Here is a 24,244-nt window from a genome sequence, read left to right on the forward strand (position 1 = left end):
GGCGCGGGGGGGGGGGGGGTGCGCTCCCGCCCCGGGGTTCGGCAGCCCCCCCCCCCCCCGGGGGGGCGGCGCGGGGGGGGCCCCGGGCGATGCAGCCCCCGGGGCCACCCCCCGTCCGCGGACGTTCCGTCAGGCGCGGTACGCGACCCAGGAGTCGTTCATGCGGGCCACCTGGCCCGAGGTGAACTGGTACATGCAGGAGTCGTACGTGTAGTCCATGAAGTTGTGGATCGGGTCCACGCCGGACTTGTTGCGGCAGGAGTCGCGACCGGTCGGGCACTCGTACGCGGGGCTCTTCTCGGCCGGGGTGTCGGCGACGTAGTCGCCGTTGCCGTTACAGCCGCCCTGGAAGGTGTGGTACAGGCCCATCCAGTGGCCCACCTCGTGGGTGGCGGTGTCGCCCTCGTCGTAGTTGGTGGCGGAGCCGCCGGGCAGGGAGGCGTCGAGGAGGACGACGCCGTCCATGGAGGGGCTGGACTTGTAGGACGACGGGAAGGTGGCCCAGCCGAGCAGGCCGCCGCCGAGGTTGGCCGTGTAGACGTTCAGCGTGCCGGCGTCGCCCTTGCGGAGGGTCTGCTTCATCTGCTTCTCGGCCGTGGAGCCGGAGGACAGGTTGTACCAGCTCGCGTTGTCCGTGTAGTCGGTTCCGGCCAGCGAGAACTGGAAGCCCGAGTCCACGTTGCCGCTGCCCTGACCGCTGTAGGCGGCGTTGAGGACGGCCATCTGCTTGCTGATGTCCGTGGAGGTGAGCTTGCCCGTCGAACCGTCGTGGATGACGTGGAAGTAGACCGGGATGTTCACGACGGCGGCGGCCTCGGCGCTGGCGCTGAGCCGGCCGTTGGCACGGGCGGTCGAAAGCTTCTTCTTCAGGTCGTCGTCCATGGCCTTGGCCTTGGCGGCGGAGACCTCGTTCGGCTCGGCGGCGTGGTCCGCGGCTCCGCGCACCTTGCGGGCGCTGGAGAGGGTGGCCGTACCGTCCGTGCACTCCTCGGCGGAGGCCAGGGTGGCGCCGGCCGGGGCGGCCACGGGGGCGGAGAGAGGAGCAATGGCCAGGGTTCCGGCCATGACGGCGGTGCCCATCAGACGACGTGTCATACGCGGTGATATGCGGACAAGAGCACGCACGGTGACTCCTTGCGGGGGGTTAGGGAGAGGGACTTCCTCGCCACCGCCCGGAGATTACGCGTCCATGTCAGGGGTCGTTGAGCATTGATCAAGCCCAATCATTCGTCGGGCAAATCGGGGCATCGAGAAGAAAAACTTGCGCCGCTTCCGGAGTTTGAGACGTGGACGTAACGAACGAAGTGGCGGAGGCGGGTGGTGTGTCCGGATTCGATCGCCGGAACCCACCACCCGCCGTAGTGATGTGACCTCCTGTTAACAGGAGGGATCATGGCCGAAAATCGACCCTAGGGTGCCGTTCAGTGCACCGGCTGGTACACCCGCTCGACACGCTGCGTTCCGCTGAGCGTGCGGTACGAGCGCACCCAGGACGCGGTCGCGGCCGGATCGGCCCTGTCGGAGACCTTGTAGTAGTCCATCTGCGAGCGGGCGGCCGTCACGTCGAGCACGCCGTACCCGTGGTGGTCCATGTCCACCCACTTCACATGGCGGTTGGCCGCCTTCACGGCTCCCGAAGCCAGGACCGAGAGCGTTCCGGGCGCCACGTGGAGCAGGTCGTCCAGGTTGTCCGAGGTGACCGAGGTGACCACGAACTCCGTTGCCGCCGAGGCGGACAGCGGATACGTCGCGGCCTTCACCGGTACGTCGTTGGCCCACGCCATGTGGATGTCACCGGTCAGGAAGACGGTGTTCCGGATCGCCCGTGCGGTGAGGTGCGCGAGCAGCTCCTTGCGGTCGTCGGTGTAGCCGTCCCACTGGTCGACGTTGACCGCGAGTCCCTCCTTCGGCAGGCCCATCAGCTCCACCAGCGGCTCCATGAGGTACGCCGGCAGGGAACCGAAGGCGACCGGCGAGATCATCACCGAAGTGCCGACCAGCTGCCAGGTCGCGTCCGAGCCGGCGAGACCCGCCTTGAGCCAGTCCAGTTGGGCACGACCGGTGATGCTGCGCTCCGGGTCGTCGACCGAGCCGCTGCCCGCCTTCGCCGGCGCGGACCGGAAGGAACGGAGGTCGAGCAGGTGCAGGTCGGCCAGTCGGCCGAAGCGCAGCCGGCGGAACACGGTGCCCTCCGTGGAGGTGCGCACCGGCATCCACTCGAAGTACGCCTGCTTCGCGGCGGCCACCCGGGCCGCCCAGTCGCCCTCGGTGTCGGGGGTGTGGTTCTCGGCCCCGCCCGCCCAGGCGTCGTTGGCGAACTCGTGGTCGTCCCAGATCGCGACCACCGGGTGCGCCGCGTGCAGGGCCTGCAGGTCGACGTCCGTCTTGTACGTCCCGTGCCGGGTGCGGTAGTCGGCGAGCGACACGATCTCGTGGCGCGGCTCGTGCTGCCGGACGACGTACGCGGCCTCCGGGTAGGCGCCGCTGGCGTACTCGTAGAGGTAGTCCCCGAGGTGGAGGACCGCGTCCAGGTCGCTGCGGGCGGCGAGGTGGCGGTACGCGGAGAAGTGGCCGGCCTCCCAGTTCGCGCAGGAGACCACGCCGAACCGGACCCCGGGGGCGGCGGCGTCGGCGGCCGGCGCGGTGCGGGTGCGGGCGGTGGGGGAGACGGCCGTGCCCGCGGTGAACCGGAACCAGTAGGCGGTGGCCGGTCGAAGGCCCCGGACGTCGGCCTTCACGGTGTGGTCGCAGGAGGCGCTCGCCGTGGCGGTGCCGGAGGCGACGACCCGGGTGAACGAGCGGTCCTCGGCCAGCTCCCAACCGACCTGGACGTCCGGGCCGAGACCGGACCCGGGCACGGCGTCGGGAGTGGGGGTGACGCGCGTCCAGAGCAGGACGCCGTCGGGCAGCGGGTCACCGGAGGCGACGCCGTGGAGGAAGGCGGGCGCGAGGTCGTCCGCGAGGGCGGGGGAGGCCGCGCCGAGCAGGGCGGGGGCGGCGACGGCGGTGCCGGCCGCGGCCTTGACGACGGCGCGGCGGGTGGGTGCGAAAGATATGAGGCGACTGGTCACGGGCAGTCAGATTACTGACCAGTACTTCCCCGGGGCAGGCGAAAACCGGAAGTTTGCCCAGTCGTCGTCCCGGAGACGCTTCGGCCCCGGCGGGAGACCCGAACCGTGCCTCCCGCCCCTCCGACCTCGGAAGACGGTTTCCCGAACGACGGCTCCCGGTCCGGCGGCGAGGTCGGAGCGCCAGGTCGGGCACCGCCGGGAACCGGCCATTCCCGCTGCGGGCCGAACCAGGGGCACCGTCGGGAACCGGCCACTTCCGCTGCGGGCCGAACCCGGTGGTGCCCCCGGTTCGGGCCGGGGGCACGGGCCGGAGGTCAGGCCTTGAGGGCCGCGTCGATCGCCGTGTTGAACTGGGCCACCGTCATCGGCGGGCTGTCCGTGCCCTCGGCCGTGACCGGCTTGCCGTCCATCTTCAGGGTCGGGGTGCCCTGCACGCCGCTCTCGTCGAAGGCCTGGGACATCTTCATCGCCCAGGCGTCGAACGTGCCCTCCTCGACGTCCTTCTTGAAGGCGGCGTTGCCCTTGAGCGCCGGGACGGAGTCCGCCACCTCCAGGAGGTACGCGTCCTTGGCGAACTTGTCGTCCTTCTCCTCCGGGTGGAACTGCGCCGAGTAGAGGGCGGACTTGTACGTCAGGAAGGCCTCCGGGCTCACGTCCAGCGCGGCGCCGAGGGCCGAGAGGGCGTTCTTCGAGCCCTCGCCCGGGATGCCGTTATCGATGAAGGTGGCACCCACGTACTTGATCTTGTACTTGCCGGCCTCGACGTCCTTCTCGACGGTCGCGCCCACGTTCTGCTCGAAGGTCGCGCAGACCGGGCAGCGCGAGTCCTCGTACAGCTCCAGGGTCTTCTTCGCGGAGTCCTTGCCGATGACGACGGTGGTGCCGTTGGTGCCGGTGGTGTTCTTCGGCGCGGTCACGGTCTTCGCATCGGCCGCGGCCTCCCACTGGGAGGGCTTGTTGGCCTGGACGACCGCGTAGCCGATTCCGCCGGCGACGGCCAGGACGGCCACGGCCGAGACGCCGACGACCAGCTGTCGGCGCATCCGGTCCTTCTTCGCCTGGCGCTCGCGCTCCGCGCGCAGCCGCTCGCGGGCGGCAGCCTTGTTGGCCTGGCTGTTGCGTGCACTCATGAGGGTGATCTCCGTGAGGGGTGGGAAGACAGGGGTCGGGATCCGCTCAGACGGGAGCGGGGCCCGGACGCGGTGGCCCCCGCAGTCCGACCGAGTGCACGGGGAAGCGCGTGCGGAACGACCCGACGCGGCCGGTGGCCCGGCCGACCCGCCGCGGTGCCGGACCGCCGGCCCGGAAGAAGGCCGTCACCACCATCAGCGGCCGGAAGGCGGATGCAGCGACCGCGCGGAGCAGCCGGGCGAGGGCCCGCTCCCCGCCGCGCAGCCAGAGCGCCGCCGAGAGCCCCACGCCCACGTGGGCCAGGAGCAGCACCCACGGCAGTGCCGGGTCCGAGGAGCTGAGCAGCCCCGTGCCGCTCCCGCCGTCCGGAACGACCGTGCCGGCCAGCGGAGTGCCCACGGCGCCGCCGCAGAACACCTCCACGCCCACCGAACGCAGCGAACCGGTGACCGGGCCGCCGGCAGGGCCGTAGCAGACCGTCTGGCCGCTGGTGAAGAGGGTGTCGGCCGCCAGCTCCAGCGGGACCAGGAGACCGGCGATCGGGCCGAGCCCGCGCTCGCGACCGGCCAGCGCGTACGCCACGGCGAAGACCCCGGCCGCGACCGGGACCACCGTTCCCAGCGGCAGCGGCGCGCGGGAGAGCAGCACGTGGGACGCCACGGACAGCGTCACGACCAGTGCCGTGAAGAACGCCGCCCGCAGCGCCCTCAGCTGCGTTCCTGCCATGTCCATCGTCGTGGAGTGTGCCATGTCGGCCCGTAAGACGTCCCTAAGGGCAGCCTGTGGACGGCCCCGCCGGCGGCTAGAGCCCCGGGATCCGGCCGTTGCGGAAGAGGTCCACGAAGATCTGGTGGTCGGCCCTGGCCCGCGCCCCGTAAGCGTGTGCGAAGTCGACCAGGAGCTCGGAGAAGCCCTCCTCGTCGGCGGCGATCGCCGCGTCGATGGCCCGCTCCGTCGAGAACGGCACCAGGGAGTGCCCGCTGGAGTCGTCCGCCGCCGCGTGCATCGTGGCGGTCGCCCGGCCCAGGTCGGCCACGGTCGCCGCGATCTCCTGGGGGTCGTCGATGTCCGACCAGTCGAGGTCCACCGCGTACGGCGACACCTCCGCGACCAGCTGGCCCGTCCCGTCCAGCTCCGTCCAGCCCAGCCACGGGTCGGCGTGCGCCTGGAGGGCGCGCTGCGAGATCACCGTGCGGTGTCCCTCGTGTCGGAAGTACTCCCGCACCGCGGCGTCCGTGACGTGCCGCGAGACCGCGGGGGTCTGCCCCTGCTTCAGGTAGATCACGACGTCGTTCTCCAGCGCGTCGCTGTTTCCCTCCAGCAGGACGTTGTACGAGGGGAGGCCGGCCGAGCCGATGCCGATCCCGCGCCGCCCGACGACGTCCTTGACGCGGTACGTGTCGGGGCGGGCGAGGCTGGACTCCGGCAGCGTCTCCAGATAGCCGTCGAAGGCCTCCAGCACCTTGTACCGGGTGGCCGCGTCCAGTTCGATCGTGCCGGCGCCCCCCGAGAAGCGGCGGTCGAAGTCGCGGATCCCGGTCATCGAGTCGAGCAGCTCGAAGCGGGTCCGGGCCCGGGCCGAGCGCAGCGCGCCGAGCAGGGCCCCGTCGGCGGTCTCCAGGGTGAAGGCGGGGACCTCGTCGCCCTTGGCGCCCGTCGCGAGGGCGCGGATCCGCTCCCGGTACGCGCCGGCGCAGGTCCGGACGAGTCCGGTGATCTGTTCGTCGCTGAGCGCCTTGGCGTAGCCGATCAGGGCCAGCGAGGCCGCCAACCGCTTCAGGTCCCAGGTGAAGGGGCCGACGTAGGCCTCGTCAAACATCTCGTGTGCACGTTTGCAGTTCAAGTGTAGAGAGCCCCGCCCGGCTTGTTGCTCGCCGTCGCCGGACGGGGCCGCGTAGGGGCGCTACACGCGCTTCACTCTGTCCGGCGGGACCAACCACTCACGACCCCCACTCTCGGGCCGCAGGAACGCCGTAGGGCGCCTCTGACGCTCCCCCGGAGACTCGGCGGGGTCCTCATAGTCCGGGATCACGTCACGCAGGATGCCGACCCGTCCCACGCCGTCTTCCACGCGTCGCCCGATGTCCTCTGCGGTGACCATCAGTGCCCCTCGGGATGCCGCCGCAGAAAGACATTGCAGTCGGACACCGTGGTCATGTCACCCCCGGCACGGGCGCGAGAACGCACATTGACCAACTCGGCGCACTCCGCGCACCCCTCTACCGGGGCCGGCTCCGGGGTCAGCCGTAAGGGCAATTCAACCGGTTTCGTGATGTATCGCGCGGGTTCGGTCATGGCGTTCATGATTGGTCCGCCGATACCTCACGCGGGAGTTGACCGGGGTTGACTACTCTGGAAATCCACCGGTCAACCCCAGCGTGATGAGGCGCGATGCGTGACGACGACTTCGCTGCTCTTGCCTGCCGTCTCCTTCACGAGGGCGGCTATTCAATGAAGGCCGCCGCGCGTGCCACCAACTACGATCCCGCCTTTCTGTCCCGTGTGCTCAACAGGAAGCAGCGCCCGTCACTCACCCTGGCCAAGGCCCTAGATGGTCTTCTGGGGACCGGCGGGGCGCTGGCGGATACGTTGCTGGACCCTGACGACGATTCCCGGGTGTCCCGCAGTGCCGAGAACCCCTCGCGGCTAGACGCCGGGACTGTGGATGCGCTGGCCGGTGTCCTCTCCGCCTACCGACGACTTGACGACACGGCGCAACCCGCGTCGCTCATCCCGGCAACTCTTGCCCAGATGAAGGCAGTTACCCGAATGCTCAAGGGTGCCCGGGGGCCCCATCGTGACCGGCTGGCGGAGGTGGCGTCAGAGTTCGTCCAGTTCGGCGGGTGGATGCTCGCCCAGGATCGGCAGGACGCCAAAGCTGTCCGGCTTCTCAATGATGCCGTGGAGTTGGCCGACGAGATCAAGAACGGCACGCTTGCCGCTCAAGCCCTCAACTTCAAGGGCTACCTAGCCCGCCAGCAAGGTAGGCCCGAAGGTGTCGCCCGCTGGTACGCAGCCGCCGCATTCACACTGGGTGCCCACCCCGCCCAGCGGCTTGGCGACATGCTCCAAGCGGCAGCCGGCTTGGCGGAGCTGGGTGAGCGAGACGACGCTCTACGCTTGGTCGAGAACGCAGAGAGATTGTCGGACGCTGCCGCAGCGCTGCCACCCCCGGACACGGCTTACTGGCTCACGCCCGAGTTCAACCGCTTGAACATGGGTCTCGCGAACCTGGGGCTCGCCCGCTACGCGGACGCTGCCGACCACATCACGGCAGGGCTCGCAGGACTGCCCGATGAGCTGCGGGATGCCCCATGGACCTGGGAGCATCGCGACGCGCTGAAAAGGGCGTTGGCAGGGCGCTGAACTGACGGCTGCCAAACCCGTACACGGGCACGACTGCCACCACGTTACGATCCCCGATCGGGGCGTTCCGGGGGCGCTCCCCACCCCTCCACGGGGTCATTCTCTGGGGGCGTCCAGCGCGTTGCCGCTGGTCAGGTGGCAAACGCCACCGGAAAAACGGGATCACACCCAGCGTGCGCGTCTCATGCTTGAGCCGGGATCGCCAGAGGGGTTGTCGCCTGAACTTTGGTCGTGCCCCCCATGCCCGGACACGAGAAAGACCGCCCACCACCTGGGGTAGACGGTCTCTCCGGTCGGATCGGGCTACTCGGCTTCACTCAACGCCCGGTACAGCGTCGCACGGGACACCCCCAGAGCCTTGGCAACGGCCGTAACGCTCTCACCCTTGGCCCGGCGCGCCCTGGCCGCAGCAAGCTTGTCAGCGTCCATCACAGCCGGTCGCCCACCCGTACGCCCCTGCGCCCTGGCCGCAGCGAGACCCGCCCGCGTACGATCCTTGATCAAGTCCCGCTCAAACTCCGCCATAGCGCCGACCACCTGAAGCATCAGCCGACCATCCGGCGTGTTCGGGTCAATGCTCGCCAGCGCCCCCGTGAGCACCTTGAAGCCGATCCCCCGGGCCGCAAGCGCGTCCACCATGGACACAAGGTCGATCAGCGAACGGGCGAACCGGTCCAGCTTCCACACGCACACCGTGTCACCAGGGCGCGCGTAGTCGAGAGCGGCGGCAAGCTCCGGACGGTCCGTGTTCTTGCCGCTCGCCTTGTCCGTGAAAATCCGGGCGCACCCTGCCTCAGTCAGCGCGTCAAGCTGAAGCTGCGCTTCCTGGTCGTCCGTGCTGACCCGTGCATACCCGATCATGTGCCCCGTGTTCGTGTTCATGACGAGACTGTCTCACAACTCGTCTCAGAACATCAAGGGGTTTGAGTAGGTTCTGAGACGGGTTTTGCTACACGATTTCGGGCCCCCGGAGTGGCCCGCGCGACCGTCTCAATAACCATCGTTTGATAGACGCCCTGCCGACCGTCACGCTCAGCAACTCTCCGCAAAAAAGGCTCCAGTTGCCACGCAAGAGTTTTCCCTCCCACACGCTCTAGGAGGGGTGGCCCCGGGGGTACCCGCCTGGGGTCAGCTCGGCGTCAGATGCGGTGGCGACCACTCGTCCAACAGTTGATCCTTCTTCGACGCGTTGCACAGCACGCAGACCACACGCATGTTCGCGACCGTCGAGAGCCCGCCCCGCGATATCGGGATCAGGTGATCAATCACACCCCCCTCGGGCAGGGGTGCCGAACAGTGGGAACACCCCGCATCCCCGTGCGCCTCCCGCACCTTGCGTTGAACCGTCACCCGGCGCGCCACAGTGCGCTGCACCTTCTGGCAGGCCCGGCACACCCCCTCCCGGAACTTGAGCACCACGGGCTTGCCGCAGCGACGGCACGGCACCGGCCCAGGCTTCGTGCGGGCACGCTTACGGACGTACTCGGCGGCACGGGCGCACGTCTCGGAGCAGTACGAGCGCCCACGGCCCCCGGACACTCCCACGGGGTTCGAGCACTTCGGCCCCTGGCACGGCTTCTGGGCAGCCTCTTCCCGTCGCTCCTCCACCTGCTTACGGCGCTCCGCCCGGCGCGACTCGTCCACCTCTTCGGCGCACCGCAGGCAGTACAGCGCCCATGACTCCCGCCCGTGCGGCTCATCACATCGATGGCAGCGCGGAGCCCCAGCGGCAGCCCGTACCGCCTCACGCGCCCTGCGGGCAGCGACCTGCAACCGGGCCGACTCGACACACAACGGCGCACCACACGTCCTCCGGTCGGAACGTGGACGCGGACCAAGGCACTCCGAACACGTGGCACGCGACTCGTCTATGGCCGTCAAGCGACACCCCACCTCTTCCATTTTTGTTGATCATGAAGGCTTGCTGCGGGGGCACTGCAAGCCAGTAACCACAAGGGTTGGGCCGGGGCGCCGGACAGGGGCCAAAGAAGCAAAGCAGGGGAAAGCGAGACCCACCCCGTGAACGTTTTTTCACCACTCCCCCGACGAAACCGTTACCGAAGTCCGACACCGCCCCGACCCTAACCAGACCCGCTGACACCGTTCCCGCAGGCCGCACACGCTGCCAGGAACACCAAACGGCCCGCCACCAGGTTTCCCCCAGTGACGGGCCGCGTACGACGCTCAGGCAGGCTTACAGGCCCTCTTGCTGTGCGATGTCGTCCAAGAGATCCTGCCGGATCTCGTCATGTTGTTCAGGAGTCAGCACAGTGGGCCTACGGAAGCGTTCTTCGTCTTCACCGCTGACAATGGCGGCGAATTCGGCGGCAGCATCCTCGAATAGTTCGCCTAGGTTGATATCGCAGCGTTCCCCGAGAGGGACCCGCGCACGGCGCACTTCGGGGTTCCACACGGTCACCGTTGCCTCCGTCTCCCGTAGCCATTCTCCCCGTTCGGTTTCCGTCCAGCGGTGCCACAGGTCGCGGAGCTTTTCCCCGGTATCGACGGTCACCCAACCGGATTCGGTTTCCGGCACTGCTTCGAGTTCCGCAATTCGTGTTGCCGTGTCTGCGTACTGTCGCCTGAAACGCTCAAGCGCTTCGGGCGTTGCGTACATGCCCGCCTTTCGGTCTTCTTCAAGCTCGGTGAGGAACGCACGCATCCGGCCAAGGTCGGCACCGGTCCGATTTCCCTGACGGTAGACGCGCTGAGTCGCATTCATGCTTCCGACGCGAATCCGAACATCATCGACTACGTGTTTGCTCAGCTCTTCGGCGCGCACGCTCACGTTCGGATGCGGATTCTGCAACGTCCCACGGCAGCGAAGGATTACCGTGTCAGGCTGATTCTTTCCGCCGTTGGTCCGCTTCAAGTTCCCCTTGCAGACTCCGCAGCGAGCAACGCCGTAGAGCCAGTGTCTACCGGCTGTGGGCTTGCGGGGAGTTGGGGGCGCGAGAGCGAGAATGGCCGATGCCTGCTCCTCTTCGGTGACGATCGGTTCCCAGACCTCAACGGGAATGCCCTCTTCGCGCACGAGCCGCTTCGTCAGGGGGTCAATCTGGTGACCGATGATGGTGGGGGAATCCACGATGACGCGAATTGCCCGGCTTGACCATGCTGCCGCTTTCGGTTCCTTCTTGCCGCTGTTATGGACCCGAGGGGAGGCGATTCCCCGGGACTGTAGGTCAGCGGCAATGGCTGTCATTGCGTCGCCTTCATTGATCCGGTCCACGATTTCCCGGATAACCTTTGCCGCCACGTCGTCCCGGATGAGAATCTTTCCGGCTCCGTCAGGATGTGGGGCGGGCTTCAATCCGTAGGGGACGCGTCCCCCTGTCCAGCGTCCGACCTTGTGAAGATATCGGCGCGCATTGCGCACACGGGTCCGGATGTTCTCGCGCTCCCACTCGGCAACAGTGGCGAGAATGGACGCCTGCAACCGTCCGGCTGGTGTGCTCAGGTCGAAGGCGTCATGAATGGAGACGAGTACTGTTCCGGCGTTCTCGGAGGCGCGCACCATATCCATGAATCCGAAGAGGCTTCGGGCAAGGCGGTCGATCTTCCAAACGATCACAACGTCATTCCGTTGCCACTCTTCGAGCAGGCGGGAAAGCCCCGGGCGCTTCGTCGGCTCAAGGGCTCCGCTCACTCCGTCGTCCACGTAGACGACTACGGGAACGCCCGCCCAGCGCTGTGCCGCTAGGGCTCTTCCGTCAGCTTCCTGACGCTCAACTGACGTGCTGTCATCGGTGGTTCGGCTCAGCCGGACGTACAGCCGGATCGTGCCTGGGAGTGTGGTCACACGGGGACTCTACCGGGAAGAGCCGCACGATACCTTTGGCTCGTCGAAGTCGTTCACGTTGAAGACCAGCCGGCCGTTGGCGTCCATGTAGGTGCCGAAGTTCTCGGCGTGGAGGTCGCCGTGGATCCAGACCCGGCCGGTCTGCTCGTCCAGGTACGGGCCGCCGTGCGCCTCCCGCGCCAGGTCCGCGTAGAACAGGCACGCGGTGCCCCGGTAGAAGGCGAAGGCGGAGCCCGCCATCTTCCGGAACTTGACGCGGAAGGCCGCGGGGTCGGCGGCGAGGAGCTCGCCGAAGGCGGTGTCGAAGACGGCGAGGACGCGCTCGCCGCGCTCGGCCGCTGTGGCCTGCGGGACCGACATCGAGGGGCCTCCTGTGCGGACGACGGATTCGTGGGGAACGGGACGTGTGTTCCCGGTCTCCCCGGGCGCGACGGTACCCCCGAGTGCCCGCGATCTGTCAGTCCGCCGACGTAGACTTCCACGCTGTCCCCCCAGAAATTCATCGGAGGCATCCCGCCGTGACCAAGCCGCCCTTCACGCACCTCCACGTCCACACCCAGTACTCGCTGCTGGACGGTGCCGCGCGGCTGAAGGACATGTTCAACGCGTGCAACGAGATGGGCATGACCCACATCGCGATGTCCGACCACGGCAACCTGCACGGGGCGTACGACTTCTTCCATTCGGCCAAGAAGGCCGGGGTCACCCCGATCATCGGCATCGAGGCGTACGTGGCCCCCGAGTCCCGCCGGAACAAGCGCAAGGTCCAGTGGGGCCAGCCGCACCAGAAGCGGGACGACGTCTCCGGCTCCGGCGGTTACACCCACAAGACCATCTGGGCGGCGAACGCCACCGGACTCCACAACCTCTTCAAGCTCTCCTCCGACGCGTACGCCGAGGGCTGGCTGCAGAAGTGGCCCCGGATGGACAAGGAGACCATCTCCCAGTGGTCCGAGGGCCTGATCGCCTCCACCGGCTGCCCCTCCGGCGAGCTGCAGACCAGGCTCCGGCTCGGTCAGTTCGACGAGGCCCTGAAGTCGGCCTCCGAGTACCAGGACATCTTCGGCAAGGACCGGTACTTCCTGGAGCTGATGGACCACGGCATCGAGATCGAGCACCGGGTCCGCGACGGTCTCCTGGAGATCGGCAAGAAGCTCGGCATCCCGCCGCTGGTCACCAACGACTCGCACTACACCTATGCGCACGAGGCGACCGCCCACGACGCCCTGCTCTGCATCCAGACCGGCAAGAACCTCTCCGACCCAGACCGCTTCAAGTTCGACGGCACCGGCTACTACCTGAAGTCCACGGACGAGATGTACGCCGTCGACTCCTCGGACGCCTGGCAGGAGGGCTGCCGCAACACCCTCCTGGTCGCCGAGCAGGTCGACACCACCGGCATGTTCGTCGAGAAGAACCTCATGCCGAAGTTCGACATCCCGGAGGGCTACACCGAGGTCACCTGGTTCCGCGAGGAGACCATGCGGGGCATGCACCGCCGGTTCCCGAACGGGATCCCGGAGGACCGCATGAAGCAGGTCGAGTACGAGATGGACACCATCATCTCGATGGGCTTCCCCGGCTACTTCCTCGTCGTCGCCGACTTCATCATGTGGGCCAAGAAGCAGGGCATCGCGGTCGGCCCCGGCCGTGGCTCCGCGGCCGGCTCGATCGTCGCGTACGCCATGGGCATCACCGACCTCGACCCCATTCCGCACGGTCTGATCTTCGAGCGCTTCCTCAACCCCGAGCGCATCTCCATGCCCGACGTCGACATCGACTTCGACGAGCGTCGGCGCGTCGAGGTGATCCGCTACGTCACCGAGAAGTACGGCTCCGACAAGGTCGCCATGATCGGCACCTACGGCAAGATCAAGGCCAAGAACGCGATCAAGGACTCCGCCCGCGTCCTCGGCTACCCGTACGCGATGGGCGACCGGCTCACCAAGGCCATGCCCGCCGACGTCCTCGGCAAGGGCATCGACCTCAACGGCATCACGGACCCCTCCCACCCCCGCTACAGCGAGGCGGGCGAGATCCGGGCGATGTACGAGAACGAGCCGGACGTGAAGAAGGTCATCGACACCGCCCGCGGCGTCGAGGGCCTGGTCCGCCAGATGGGCGTGCACGCCGCCGGCGTGATCATGTCCAGCGAGCCCATCGTCGACCACGCGCCCATCTGGGTGCGGCACACCGACGGCGTCACCATCACCCAGTGGGACTACCCGAGCTGCGAATCGCTCGGCCTGCTCAAGATGGACTTCCTCGGGCTGCGCAACCTGACGATCATGGACGACGCCGTCAAGATGGTGAAGTCCAACAAGGGGATCGACATCGATCTCCTGGCGCTGCCGCTCGACGATCCCAAGACCTTCGAACTGCTCCAGCGCGGTGACACCCTCGGCGTCTTCCAGTTCGACGGCGGCCCCATGCGCTCGCTGCTGCGGCTGATGAAGCCCGACAACTTCGAAGACATCTCCGCCGTGTCCGCCCTGTACCGGCCGGGCCCGATGGGCATGAACTCGCACACGAACTACGCCCTGCGCAAGAACGGCCAGCAGGAGATCACCCCGATCCACCCCGAGCTGGAGAAGCCGCTCGAAGAGGTGCTCGCGGTCACCTACGGCCTGATCGTCTACCAGGAGCAGGTGCAGAAGGCGGCCCAGATCATCGCCGGCTACTCGCTCGGCGAGGCCGACATCCTCCGCCGCGTCATGGGCAAGAAGAAGCCCGAGGAGCTGGCGAAGAACTTCACCATCTTCCAGGCCGGAGCGCAGAAGAACGGCTACAGCGACGAGGCCATCCAGGCCCTCTGGGACGTCCTGGTCCCCTTCGCCGGCTACGCCTTCAACAAGGCGCACTCCGCCGCGTACGGCCTGGTCTCCTACTGGACCGCCTACCTCAAGGCCAACCACCCCGCCGAGTACATGGCGGGACTGCTCACCTCGGTCAAGGACGACAAGGACAAGTCCGCGGTCTATCTGAACGAGTGCCGCCGCATGGGCATCAAGGTCCTCCCGCCCAACGTGAACGAGTCCGAGTCCAACTTCGCCGCCCAGGGCGACGACGTGATCCTCTTCGGCCTCTCCGCCGTCCGGAACGTCGGTTCCAACGTCGTCGAGTCGATCATCAAATCGCGCAAGGCGAAGGGGAAGTACTCCTCCTTCCCCGACTTCCTCGACAAGGTGGAAGCCGTCGTCTGCAACAAGCGGACCGTCGAGTCCTTGATCAAGGCGGGCGCCTTCGACGAGATGGGTCACACCCGCAAGGGCCTGGTCGCCCACCACGAGCCCATGATCGACAACGTGGTGGCGGTCAAGCGCAAGGAGGCCGAGGGGCAGTTCGACCTGTTCGGCGGGATGGGCGACGACACGAGCGACGAGCCCGGCTTCGGCCTCGACGTCGAGTTCTCCGACATCGAGTGGGAGAAGTCGTACCTGCTCGCGCAGGAGCGCGAGATGCTGGGCCTCTACGTCTCCGATCACCCGCTCTTCGGCATCGAGCACGTCCTGTCCGACAAGACGGACGCGGCGATCTCCCAGCTGACCGGCGGCGAGCACGCCGACGGCGCCGTCGTCACCATCGGCGGCATCATCTCCGGGCTCCAGCGGAAGATGACCAAGCAGGGCAACGCCTGGGCGATCGCCACCGTGGAGGACCTGGCCGGCTCCATCGAGTGCATGTTCTTCCCCGCCACGTACCAGCTGGTCTCCACCCAGCTCGTCGAGGACACGGTCGTCTTCGTCAAGGGGCGGCTCGACAAGCGCGAGGACGTGCCCCGACTGGTCGCCATGGAGCTGATGGTCCCCGACCTCTCGAACGCCGGGACCAACGCCCCGGTGATCCTCACCATCCCGACGGTGAAGGTCACCCCGCCGATGGTCAGCAGGCTCGGCGAGATCCTCAAGCACCACAAGGGCAACACCGAGGTGCGCATCAAGCTCCAGGGGCCCCGCACCACGACCGTGCTCAGGCTCGACCGACACCGGGTGCAGGCCGACCCCGCACTCTTCGGTGACCTGAAGGTGCTGCTCGGCCCCTCCTGCCTGGCCGGCTGAGCCGGTCCTGCCCACGCGCAAGGGGCGCGCCCGTCGTCACGGGCGCGCCCCTTTGCCGTTCGGGCCGGGCGTCAGTTGTGGCCGAAGCGCTTCTGGCGCCCCTTGCGGGCCATGTCGCCCGGCGTCACCTGGCTGGCGCGCTGCTCGGCCTGCGACTCCATCGACGACTGCTGAGCCTGCTGGGCGCCGCGCTCGGCCGGCGACTGCTGCTTCTGGCTGCGGTTCTGGTTGCGGTTCTTGGCCATGGGGATTGCCTCCTCGAAGGGGCCTGGGGGCCAGGGTCGCTGTCAGACTCACATACGGTCCTCAAAGCCGCATTTTGGATCATTACGGAGTGTCAGGGAGGGCGGGGCATGACATCCGCCACGCCGATGATCCAGTTCCGACCGTCAAGCTCCCGGCCGTCGGGCAGACTCGAAGGGAACCCAAAGCGCCTTCCGATCCCGATCCCGATCCCCCCGATCGGATCCCGATCCGACCCCGAGGCCCCCGAAAGAGGGTGGAACACGTGGACCGCTGCGTCGTCCTGGTGGATGCCGGCTACCTGCTGGGCGCCGCCGCCAGCCTCCTCGCCGGGGAACCGGCCCGCTCCAGGATCACCGTCGACCACGCCGGGCTGATCCAGCAGCTCCGTCAGCGAGCCGAGGCCGAGACCGCACTGCCCCTCCTGCGGATCTACTGGTTCGACGGCGCGCCCGACCGGGTGCCCCAGCCCGAGCACCGCAGGCTGCGCGTGATGCCCCGGGTCACCGTCCGGCTCGGGGCCCTGACCAGGAGCGACGGTCGCTGGGCCCAGAAGGGCGTCGACGCCGCCATGCACACCGAGCTGACCGAGCTCGCCCGGAACGGAGCCTGTTCCGACATCGTGCTCGTCACCGGTGACGGCGACCTGTTGCCCGGCCTCATGTCGGCCAAGGAGCACGGCGTCGCCGTCCACCTCTGGGCCGTCCAGGCCGCCGACGGCGACTACAACCAGTCCGAGGATCTGGTCGCCGAAGCCGATGAGCGACGGGTGCTCGACCGGACCTGGATCACCCGCGCCGTCCGGGCCAAGGACCTCACCGGCAGCTGCGCGCCGCCTCCCGCCCCCCGCCCCGAGATCGCCGCCATCCTCTCCGCGCCCCTGCCCGAATCGGCTCTCGCCGCCTCTGCCGAACGGGCAGCGGAAGCCGCTGCCGCGGCGGCGCGCAACGGGGCGTCGACTCCCGGTCCGGGCGACCACGGGCGACTCCGCCCCGACGGGCACGCCGCGGGCGGCGAGCGGGTCGACGACGGGGCCGACCCCACCCCCACGACGCCCGGCAGGGGCGTCCCCACCCCCAAGGACCTGGCGGGGCTGCGAGGGCCTGCCTCCCCGGGGGCTGCGACCACCCCCTTCGCGCAAGGCGCGAGCGCACTCCGCTGGTCCTCCGACCGGGGGTGGATCGAGCGCCCGGCGCCCTCCCTGGGAGAACCGGCCGAGACCGCCTCCCTGCCCACCCTCGCCGCGCTCACCAGTGCCGAGCAGCGCTGGGCCGACCGCGAGGAGGACATCACCACCGTCGGAGGCGACCCCTTCGAGGTCGGACAGGTGTTTGCGCGGCGCTGGATGGAGCGCCTCCCGGAGCAGAACCACGTCCAGAAGCTGTCCACCCTCTACCCCCGCATCCCGCACCGCATCGACGGCGAACTCCTCCGCTACGCGGCCCGGTTCGGTCTCCTCGCCCACAAGGACGACCAGATCGACGAGCACGACAGGTATGCGATCCGGGCGGGATTCTGGCGTGAGATCGACGTCCGGACCGCCGCCGAACACGCCCCCGCGCCCGGAGCAGGCCCGGCGACCCCGTAGGCTTTTACACCGTGAGTACGGTGTGCGCAGTGCGGGATCTGGTCAAGACGTACCCCGCCACGCGCGGCAGGCGCGGTGCGCCCGCGACCCCCGAGGTGCGCGCCACCGACGGGATCAGCCTCGACGTGCGCGGCGGCGAGATCTTCGGCCTGCTCGGACCCAACGGAGCCGGCAAGTCCACCCTCGTGCGGCAACTCACCGGGCTCATGCGCCCCGACTCCGGCAGCGTCGAACTCCTCGGCCACGACCTCGTGCGCCACCCCGAACGGGCATCCCGACTCCTCGCCTACCTGGGCCAGGAGTCCACCGCCCTCGACGAGCTGACCGTCTCCCTCGCCGCCGAGACCACCGGCCGGCTCCGCGGCCTCGGCGTCCACGACGCCCGCACCGAGCGCGATGCCGTCCTGGACGAGCTCGGTCTCGGCGGGATCGCCGGTCGCCCCCTCAAGAAGCTCTCGGGCGGACAGCGGCGGCTCGCCTGCTTCGCCGCCGCGCTCGTCGGTCGACGACCGGTCCTCGTCCTCGACGAGCCCACCACCGGCATGGACCCGGTCGCCCGCCGTGCCGTCTGGGCGGCCGTCGACCGGCGACGGGCCGAGGAGGGCACCACGGTCCTGCTGGTCACCCACAACGTCATCGAGGCCGAGACCGTCCTGGACCGGGTGGCCGTCCTCGACCGCGGCCGGGTCATCGCCTGTGACACCCCCGCCGGGCTCAAGGCGCGCGTCGCGGGCGAAGTGAGGGTCGAGCTGGTCTGGCGCGACGCGCCGCCGCTCCACCTGCCCGAGGTGGCCGCACTGCACGGACTGGCCCAGGAGGCGGGACGGCGCTGGCGCCTCCGGCTCGACCACGACGCCGCCCGGGCGGCCGTCGCCGCGGTCACCGGCGGGGCGGCGTTCGCCGCCCTCGACGACTTCACCCTGGCCACGCCGAGCCTGGAGGACGTCTACCTCGCCCTGGGCGGGGCGACGGAGGGTTTGGTGAAGGCATGACCCCGGATCCTTCACGTGCGCCCGCCGGACCTGCGGCCGCGAGCTCCGGTCCCGCGGCCCCGGTCCCGCGCCCCGCGAGGGTCGTCCCTCCCCCGATGCCTCCCATGAACGCGGGCCCCCTCCCCGCCCCCGTGGCACCCCGCGTTCCGCACGTGACCGTCAGGAGCTGTACGCAGTGAGCACCCTGCCCGCCGAGGCCCTGCCGGCCGGTGCGCCTCCGGCCCGGACCCAGGAGGGCGGGGGCGGCGCAGCCCCCCTCGCCCCGCGCGCCCGGCTGTTGCCGGCCCTGGCCGCCGTCTACCGCGCCCAGCTCTCCCGCGCCCGCGTCGCCCGCATTCCGTTGCTCTTCGTCGCCACCTTCCAGTCGATCGGGATCATGGTCCTGATGCGCGGGGTCGTGGACGGCGGTTCCGAGGCGCGTGCCGTCGTGGCCGGCTCCACCGTCCTCGTCGTCGCCTTCGTCGCGCTCAACCTGCTCGCCCAGTACTTCGGGCAGCTGCGCGCCGGGGGAGGCCTCGACCACTACGCCACCCTGCCCGTGCCGCCCGCCGCCGTGGTACTCGGTGCGGCCGGGGCGTACGCCTCCTTCACCGTGCCCGGCACGGCCGTCACGGCCGTCGCGGGTTCCGTGCTGTTCGGACTGCCCCTCGGCCACCTGTGGATCCTCGCCGCCGTCGTCCCGCTCGCCGGGGCGGCGCTCGCCGGACTCGGGGCGGCCCTCGGACTCCTCGCGCCCCGTCAGGAGCTGGCCACCCTCCTCGGGCAGCTCGGCATGTCGGCGGCCCTGCTCCTCGGGGTCCTCCCGGCCGAGGGGCTGCCGGGGCCGATCGGCTGGGCGCGGAACCTGCTGCCGTCGACGTACGGGGTCGAGGCACTGGCCCGGACCTTCGACCCGCACCCGGACTGGGCGGTGGTCATGGTCGACCTCTCCGTCTGCGGGGCGGTCGGAGTGCTCTCGCTCGCCGTCGCCACCTGGGCGTACCGGCGAGCCGCCGTCCGCTGAGGCGGGCCACAGGCGCACCTGGCACGATGGCGGGGTGACCGCACCCCTGACTCCGCCCCACCAGCCGCACGACTCCGTCTGGCCCCCGCCGCCGCCGACGCCCCCCGGCCCGGCCGGAGACCCGATCACGGCGGCCGAGGTCGTGCAGGGCGTCGTGGTGACCCTCGTCTCCGCGGTCGCGGGGGCACTTCTTGGAGTGTTGTGGTTGAACCTGGCCCCGCGCGTGCTGCTCATCTCGGACGGCAAGGGGGTCTACCTGAGGAACTCCGAGGGGGAGTCGGCGGTCGGTGCCGACGGCACCTTCGTCCTCCTCGCCCTGGCCTTCGGCGCGGTCGCCGCGCTCGTGGTCTTCCTGCTGCGCCGGAAGGGCGGGGTCCCGCTGGTGCTGGGCCTGGCGCTGGGCGGCGTCCTCGGTTCGCTGCTCGCTTGGGGGATCGGCACTTCCTTCGGCCCGACCGATGACGTGGTGGCCCACGCCAAGGCGGTCGGTCCGAACGTCGTCTTCGACGCACCGCTCGAACTGAACCTGGGAGCGGCCGGAATGCTGGCCTGGCCGCTCGCCGCGATGATCGTCCACCTCGGGCTGACCGCCGCCTTCGGCCCCCATGATCCGGAACCGGAGCCCTGGAACCAGCCGAAGCCGTACGCCCAGGGCCCGGGCCCGAGCTGACGGAACCCGCGTCCGCCGCAGCCGCGTCGTCCTTCAGGCGCGGCCGATCGGCGCCAGGACCGCCGAGGTGAGGGTCGCCAGGTCCGCGGGGGAGAGCTCCACCTCCAGGCCGCGGCGGCCCGCCGAGATGCAGATCGACGCGTGCTCCGAGGCCGAGGCGTCGAGGACGGTGCGGAGCCGCTTGCGCTGACCCAGCGGGGAGATCCCGCCCCGGACGTACCCCGTGGTGCGTTCCGCCGCTGCCGGGTCGGCCATCGCCGCCCGCTTCCCGCCGACCGCCGAGGCGAGCGCCTTCAGGTCCAGCTGGCCCGCCACCGGGACCACCGCGACCGTCAGCTCCCCGTCGACGTCCGCCACCAGCGTCTTGAAGACCCGGTCGGGGGAGACCCCGAGGGCCTCCGCCGCCTCCTCCCCGTAGGAGGGGGAGGCCGGGTCGTGCTCGTACGCGTGCAGGGTGAACGGCGTGCCGGCCGCCGTCAGGGCCACCGTTGCCGGAGTCCCCCCGCCGTTCTTCTTCTGCTTCTTGGCCACGCGCTTCTTCCTCGGCTGGGTCCGTCCGGCGGGGCCGGCTCAGTTCGGGTACGTCGGGGTCTGCGTCAGGTCCACCACCGGTAGCGACGGCAGGTGGCGCAACACGGCCGTTTCCGCACGCAGCAGGGCGAGCTCCTCGCGCAGCCGGGTCGCCGTGTCCGGCGCCTGGAGCAGCCGCTGCTTGGACGGGTTGTCGAGCACCGCTGCCGCTGCGACCAGGTACGACACCACGGAGGGGTCGTCCGGTAGTTCGCTCGTGGTCAGCGAGCGCTCCCGTGCTCCGGCGAGGCGCTTCTGGTAGTTGCGGAAGGCCCGGAGCACCCCCTCGGCGAGGGAACCGGCCTCCTCGCCCTGCACCTCGGGGATCTCCTCGACCTCGGCGGTCAGGAAGGGGCCGCTCGCATCGACGGACAGCAGCTTCACCCGGGTCGTACCGGTGGCCATCACCTCGAAGCTGCCGTCGGCGCGCTCCCGGATGGAGGCCGCGTCGGCGATGCAGCCGACCCGGTGGAAGGACTGGAGGGGGTCGGGGCCGAAGCCCGCTGCCGGGCCCTTCTCCGGGAGGGCCGTCTGGTCCGGCATGCCGGGAGCGGTCGGCGCGACTTCACGGCCGTCGCGAATGGCGACGACGGCGAAGCGGCGCGGTTCCGAGTCGTCGATCGTGAGCAGTTCGCGCATCATGGCGCGATAGCGCTCCTCGAAGACGTTCAGCGGCAGCACGAGGCCGGGGAACAGCACCGCATTGAGCGGGAAGAGGGGCAGGCGAGCGGTGGTCACAGCGGCCAAGCCTAATGGCCGCGGGGCCCGCTCCGTCCGGTCCGTGCACGACGGGGGTTCCAGAGCGGGGTCCGGCGGGCCATTTCGTCCCGCACCCGATCCCGCGCGGTCAGGAAACGGTGCAGCGGATCCTTCCCTAAGGAACCCGGTGCGAAGGCCCAGGGGAACGAGGTCGCGCACGGGCCGATCCGCCCGAACTCCGCCCATGCCTCGTCCCACCGGGCGCGCTTGATCAGCACGTGCGCGAGCAGGTTGCGGATCTCTGCAGGCCAGAGGCCGCCCGGCGGGAAGGCCGCGGACAGCGCCAGGCCGCGGTCCGCCGCCGCGTCGACCCGGGTGTCCGGAACAGAACCCTCCGGTCCCGGAGGTGCGCGGAGCCCGTCGTGGGCCGCACGGACCGGTAGTGCCCGCACGAGCGAGCGGGGAGCGGCGTCGTCGGCCGCCTGTTCGGCGAAGTCGAAGGCCGCCGAGTGTGAGCCGTACCACTGGGCGGAGAGGTACTTCAGCGCCGAGACGTGGCAACCGTAGTGGTGCGGGACGCGGAGCACAGCCTGCTCCCACAGCGACTCGAAGACGGCGTGCCCAGCGTGCGCTCCCCGCGCGTGGTCCAGCGCGAGTCGCCACGGCACCGGGTCGTGCGGCGCCTGAGCGGCGACCTCACGGACCAGCGGGGCGAGCTCGCGCAGCCGCTCGGCCCGTGCCGGGGATCCCCAGGCCCTGCGGACGGAGAGCTGGGCCGTGACGAGATGGGCGTCGGGATCGCGGGGTGCTGCCGCCAGCCATCCGGTCAGCCAGTCACCCCGGTGATGGGCGAAGGCGGCCAGACGAACGACATAGCGGTCGCGGTCCTCCCACGCGGCCGCGTCCCGGGTGGTGGCGAGCAGTTTCGCCGCGGGTTCCGGATCACCGAGTGCGGCGGCGACCAGGGCGGGGGCGAGCCGGTCGTCCGGAGGGTCGAGCAGCACGTCGTCGTCCGGCACGAGCCCCGCGGCGAGTCGCGGTGCGTGCCGGGCTGAGCGGACGGTGCCGACCAGGGCGCGGAGCAAGGGCATGATGGGGCGCATTCTCTCCCGGCCGCCCTTGCTGCGGCAGCCGCATCACCGGGTCGCGACAGCTTCCTCACCCCGCTGCGACAAACCCGGGCGCGCCCCGTCCCGATGGCGTCGGGCGGGCACTCCGTCCCGACGGCCTCCGGGGTGCGCCCCGTCCTGACGGTCCGTGAGCACGCCCCGTCGCCGTCCTTCGCAGCACCCCCTGCGGCCTCTGCACCCCGCGGCCCCCGCGGTGCGGCCCTCAGCCCCGTCTCAGCAGTCGGGTCGCGCCCGCCGCCACCGTCGTCGCGAGGATCCAGCCGAGCAGGGTCAGGGCCGTCGCCGCCCACTGCCACCAGCCCTCCAGCCGCCAGGAGCCGTCCTGTCCGAGATTGATCACGGGCAGCAGCAGGTCGAGGGCGTACAGCGTGGCGTTCCACTCGGGGGCCTCGTCCTCCTTGAGCGGTATCGGACGGTAGTGGGTGAAGGCCACCGTGCCCGCCGCCCACAGCACGGCCATCCACAAGGTCGCCCGCCCCGGGCGGTAGCCGTACGCCACGGTCCAGTCCTGGAGGTAGCCCCAGAGCTTCCCCGCGATGGGAAGGGTCTCCCGTCTGCGTCGTTGTTTGGCGAGCAGCACCTCGCGGGCATCGGCGTCCTCCCCGCTGTTCCGCAGGACCGTCGCGAGCCGCTCGTACGGCTCGGGCGCGTACTCCGGGGTGGCCGCCGCCACCCATTCCAGGCGCCGCGACAGGGGGAAGTGCCCGTACGGCACGAGGTTTTCGTAGACGAAGCCGCCCATGGCGAGACCGCCGGGCCCCGGCCAGCTGGTCGACAGGTCGATCAGGGTGACGACCTTGGCGCCGTTGAGCACCACCCGGCCCTCCTGCGGGCGCTCCCCGTTGAACCGCAGTTCCGGGGTGGCGATCCGGCGCAGCGACACCTCCTCCCGGCGGGCACCGTCCAAGAGGAACCGGGCGTGGTTCAGGTCCACCGCGTCACCGAACCGGCCGTCGTCGAGGCGCACCCCGCCGTGGAACTCCACCGGTTTGCGTCGGGCTCCCTGTGCGGGTGCCGTCCCGTAGGGCGGGGTGGCCATCGGCCCGCTCGTGCTTCCGGCCGACCCCGGTCCTCCGTACACCCAGGCCGCGTTCAGATAGAGCGAGCGCTCCACCGTCAACTGGGGGGCGTTCAACGCGCGGCGGCCCTGCATCCCGCGCAGCACGCTGCCCCGCAGGCTGAGCGAGACCCCGACCTTCGCCCCGCGCAGGCTCAGCTCCCCGTGGCTCTCGATCAGCTCGGCCTGGAGGTCCTGGGCGACCACCATGCCGTCCGCCGCGATGGCCCGCCCCCGCCGGTCCGGCCACACCTGGATCTGGTTGATCAGCAGGTCCGTGCCGATCTGCGCGTCCGTCAACCGGATGCCCCGGCGCACCCGGCAACGCGGCAGGTGCAGATCCCCCTCGGTGTGCAGCCGGGCCGCCTCCAGGCGGGGCAGGGCGCACGCGACCATCCGCAGGGTGCCGAACCGGGCTTCGGGCAGCACGACCTCGCCGTCGAACCGACAACCGCTCAGCTCCACGTAGGGCCCTATCGTCCCGCCCGCCAGGTTCAACACGCCGGTGATCCTGACCCCGCGCAGCTTCAGCGCGGCCACTCGCCCGGAGCGGGCCGGTGGCCCTGCGAGCAGCAGCAGGGCCACCACGTCCGCCCGGACGCTCCGCTCCTCCCCCCACTGCCGTGCCCCGAAAGGGTCGTCCCATTCCGCGATCCCCTCGGTCAGATCACAGGTCCTGCCGATCCGGAACGCCCTCCACACGGCCCGCTCCGGGCCCGTGAGGCCGTCCGGCATCCCGTCCTCGTGCGGCTCGGTCACTGCCGCCCCCCTCGCTTTCCACGATCCGCTCCCACGGCTCCGCTTCCGGGCCCCGTGGATTCGTACAGCCGTTCTTCCCGCTGAGTGACGGGCTGAACGCTAACG

General features: G+C 70.0%; 19 protein-coding genes and 2 pseudogenes. 6 read left to right on the forward strand and 15 right to left on the reverse strand.

Translation table 11 applies throughout. The features are described 5' to 3' along the window. Nucleotides 1-129 precede the first annotated feature (129 nt). The 6 genes and pseudogenes from ACFW22_RS00315 to ACFW22_RS00340 form a co-directional block, all read right to left on the reverse strand. The gene (locus ACFW22_RS00315) at nucleotides 130-1,095 is read right to left on the reverse strand and encodes a zinc metalloprotease (RefSeq protein WP_386396586.1); all 966 of its coding nucleotides are present in this window, start codon (nucleotides 1,093-1,095) and stop codon (nucleotides 130-132) included. A 326-nt stretch (nucleotides 1,096-1,421) separates the two neighbouring features. Then, on the reverse strand, nucleotides 1,422-3,071 hold the full coding sequence (locus tag ACFW22_RS00320; RefSeq protein ID WP_386396589.1) for an alkaline phosphatase D family protein: 1,650 nt from the start codon (nucleotides 3,069-3,071) through the stop codon (nucleotides 1,422-1,424). A gap of 314 nt (nucleotides 3,072-3,385) precedes the next feature. After that, on the reverse strand, nucleotides 3,386-4,201 hold the full coding sequence (locus ACFW22_RS00325; RefSeq protein WP_386396591.1) for a thioredoxin domain-containing protein: 816 nt from the start codon (nucleotides 4,199-4,201) through the stop codon (nucleotides 3,386-3,388). A gap of 46 nt (nucleotides 4,202-4,247) precedes the next feature. Next, nucleotides 4,248-4,934 carry a hypothetical protein gene (locus tag ACFW22_RS00330; RefSeq protein WP_386396593.1) on the reverse strand — a complete coding sequence of 229 codons (687 nt, stop codon included), beginning with the start codon at nucleotides 4,932-4,934 and terminating at the stop codon, nucleotides 4,248-4,250. Between the two features lie 70 nt (nucleotides 4,935-5,004). Continuing rightward, a pseudogene (locus tag ACFW22_RS00335) lies at nucleotides 5,005-6,018 on the reverse strand (DUF2252 family protein); the annotation flags it as partial. A 284-nt stretch (nucleotides 6,019-6,302) separates the two neighbouring features. Then, a complete protein-coding gene (locus ACFW22_RS00340) occupies nucleotides 6,303-6,497 on the reverse strand; it encodes a hypothetical protein (RefSeq protein ID WP_386397075.1) in 195 nt (64 codons plus the stop codon). A 96-nt stretch (nucleotides 6,498-6,593) separates the two neighbouring features. Here ACFW22_RS00340 and ACFW22_RS00345 point away from each other — a divergent pair, with 96 nt between their 5' ends. Continuing rightward, nucleotides 6,594-7,568 carry a helix-turn-helix domain-containing protein gene (locus tag ACFW22_RS00345; protein WP_386396596.1) on the forward strand — a complete coding sequence of 325 codons (975 nt, stop codon included), beginning with the start codon at nucleotides 6,594-6,596 and terminating at the stop codon, nucleotides 7,566-7,568. A gap of 303 nt (nucleotides 7,569-7,871) precedes the next feature. On the opposite strand, the gene ACFW22_RS00350 is transcribed toward ACFW22_RS00345, so the two are convergent. The 4 genes and pseudogenes from ACFW22_RS00350 to ACFW22_RS00365 form a co-directional block, all read right to left on the reverse strand. Next, on the reverse strand, nucleotides 7,872-8,450 hold the full coding sequence (locus tag ACFW22_RS00350) for a recombinase family protein (protein WP_386396598.1): 579 nt from the start codon (nucleotides 8,448-8,450) through the stop codon (nucleotides 7,872-7,874). Nucleotides 8,451-8,696: 246 nt separating this feature from the next. Continuing rightward, nucleotides 8,697-8,987, reverse strand: coding sequence for an HNH endonuclease (locus ACFW22_RS00355; RefSeq protein ID WP_386396601.1), 291 nt, complete (start codon nucleotides 8,985-8,987; stop codon nucleotides 8,697-8,699). A gap of 775 nt (nucleotides 8,988-9,762) precedes the next feature. After that, entirely contained in the window at nucleotides 9,763-11,370 is a 1,608-nt protein-coding gene (locus tag ACFW22_RS00360; RefSeq protein ID WP_386396604.1) for a recombinase family protein, read from the reverse strand. A gap of 30 nt (nucleotides 11,371-11,400) precedes the next feature. Continuing rightward, nucleotides 11,401-11,730 (reverse strand): annotated as a pseudogene (locus ACFW22_RS00365) (DUF2252 family protein); the annotation flags it as partial. A 158-nt stretch (nucleotides 11,731-11,888) separates the two neighbouring features. Between ACFW22_RS00365 and dnaE the strand changes: the two are divergent. Continuing rightward, nucleotides 11,889-15,428, forward strand: a complete 3,540-nt coding sequence (gene dnaE, locus ACFW22_RS00370; RefSeq protein WP_386396607.1) for a DNA polymerase III subunit alpha — start codon at nucleotides 11,889-11,891, stop codon at nucleotides 15,426-15,428. A 71-nt stretch (nucleotides 15,429-15,499) separates the two neighbouring features. Here the strand turns inward: dnaE and ACFW22_RS00375 are convergent, their stop codons facing one another. Continuing rightward, on the reverse strand, nucleotides 15,500-15,673 hold the full coding sequence (locus ACFW22_RS00375) for a hypothetical protein (RefSeq protein WP_369143732.1): 174 nt from the start codon (nucleotides 15,671-15,673) through the stop codon (nucleotides 15,500-15,502). 254 nt (nucleotides 15,674-15,927) lie between these two features. Between ACFW22_RS00375 and ACFW22_RS00380 the strand changes: the two genes are divergently transcribed. The 4 genes from ACFW22_RS00380 to ACFW22_RS00395 all read left to right on the forward strand — a co-directional run bounded on the left by ACFW22_RS00380 (nucleotide 15,928) and on the right by ACFW22_RS00395 (nucleotide 19,924). Further along, complete coding sequence (locus tag ACFW22_RS00380) at nucleotides 15,928-17,259, forward strand: NYN domain-containing protein (protein ID WP_386396611.1); 1,332 nt, start codon at nucleotides 15,928-15,930, stop codon at nucleotides 17,257-17,259. A 20-nt stretch (nucleotides 17,260-17,279) separates the two neighbouring features. Next, a complete protein-coding gene (locus ACFW22_RS00385; protein WP_386397078.1) occupies nucleotides 17,280-18,251 on the forward strand; it encodes an ABC transporter ATP-binding protein in 972 nt (323 codons plus the stop codon). Nucleotides 18,252-18,426: 175 nt separating this feature from the next. After that, nucleotides 18,427-19,254 (forward strand): ABC transporter permease, encoded by an 828-nt coding sequence (locus ACFW22_RS00390; RefSeq protein ID WP_386396615.1) that lies wholly within the window; start codon nucleotides 18,427-18,429, stop codon nucleotides 19,252-19,254. A gap of 34 nt (nucleotides 19,255-19,288) precedes the next feature. Then, nucleotides 19,289-19,924 carry a DUF2567 domain-containing protein gene (locus ACFW22_RS00395; protein WP_386396618.1) on the forward strand — a complete coding sequence of 212 codons (636 nt, stop codon included), beginning with the start codon at nucleotides 19,289-19,291 and terminating at the stop codon, nucleotides 19,922-19,924. Between the two features lie 33 nt (nucleotides 19,925-19,957). Here ACFW22_RS00395 and ybaK read toward each other — a convergent pair whose 3' ends face one another. The 4 genes from ybaK to ACFW22_RS00415 form a co-directional block, all read right to left on the reverse strand. Continuing rightward, nucleotides 19,958-20,455, reverse strand: a complete 498-nt coding sequence (gene ybaK / locus ACFW22_RS00400; protein WP_386396621.1) for a Cys-tRNA(Pro) deacylase — start codon at nucleotides 20,453-20,455, stop codon at nucleotides 19,958-19,960. A gap of 39 nt (nucleotides 20,456-20,494) precedes the next feature. Next, nucleotides 20,495-21,232, reverse strand: a complete 738-nt coding sequence (locus tag ACFW22_RS00405) for an LON peptidase substrate-binding domain-containing protein (RefSeq protein ID WP_386396623.1) — start codon at nucleotides 21,230-21,232, stop codon at nucleotides 20,495-20,497. 11 nt (nucleotides 21,233-21,243) lie between these two features. Further along, on the reverse strand, nucleotides 21,244-22,284 hold the full coding sequence (locus ACFW22_RS00410) for a hypothetical protein (RefSeq protein WP_386396626.1): 1,041 nt from the start codon (nucleotides 22,282-22,284) through the stop codon (nucleotides 21,244-21,246). A 241-nt stretch (nucleotides 22,285-22,525) separates the two neighbouring features. Further along, nucleotides 22,526-24,139 carry an oxidoreductase gene (locus tag ACFW22_RS00415; RefSeq protein WP_386396629.1) on the reverse strand — a complete coding sequence of 538 codons (1,614 nt, stop codon included), beginning with the start codon at nucleotides 24,137-24,139 and terminating at the stop codon, nucleotides 22,526-22,528. Nucleotides 24,140-24,244: the final 105 nt, after the last annotated feature.

The sequence above is a fragment of the Streptomyces sp. NPDC058872 genome (assembly GCF_042743065.1).
Classification (GTDB): domain Bacteria; phylum Actinomycetota; class Actinomycetes; order Streptomycetales; family Streptomycetaceae; genus Streptomyces.

What these genes read in the sequence shown, in the direction of transcription:
- ACFW22_RS00315 (WP_386396586.1), bottom strand. Translation starts at nt 1,095, where the DNA reads ATGACACGTCGTCTGATGGGCACCGCCGTCATGGCCGGAACCCTGGCC.
- ACFW22_RS00325 (WP_386396591.1), bottom strand. Translation starts at nt 4,201, where the DNA reads ATGAGTGCACGCAACAGCCAGGCCAACAAGGCTGCCGCCCGCGAGCGG.
- ACFW22_RS00330 (WP_386396593.1), bottom strand. Translation starts at nt 4,934, where the DNA reads ATGGACATGGCAGGAACGCAGCTGAGGGCGCTGCGGGCGGCGTTCTTC.
- ACFW22_RS00340 (WP_386397075.1), bottom strand. Translation starts at nt 6,497, where the DNA reads ATGACCGAACCCGCGCGATACATCACGAAACCGGTTGAATTGCCCTTA.
- ACFW22_RS00345 (WP_386396596.1), top strand. Translation starts at nt 6,594, where the DNA reads ATGCGTGACGACGACTTCGCTGCTCTTGCCTGCCGTCTCCTTCACGAG.
- ACFW22_RS00350 (WP_386396598.1), bottom strand. Translation starts at nt 8,450, where the DNA reads ATGAACACGAACACGGGGCACATGATCGGGTATGCACGGGTCAGCACG.
- ACFW22_RS00375 (WP_369143732.1), bottom strand. Translation starts at nt 15,673, where the DNA reads ATGGCCAAGAACCGCAACCAGAACCGCAGCCAGAAGCAGCAGTCGCCG.
- ACFW22_RS00410 (WP_386396626.1), bottom strand. Translation starts at nt 22,284, where the DNA reads ATGCCCTTGCTCCGCGCCCTGGTCGGCACCGTCCGCTCAGCCCGGCAC.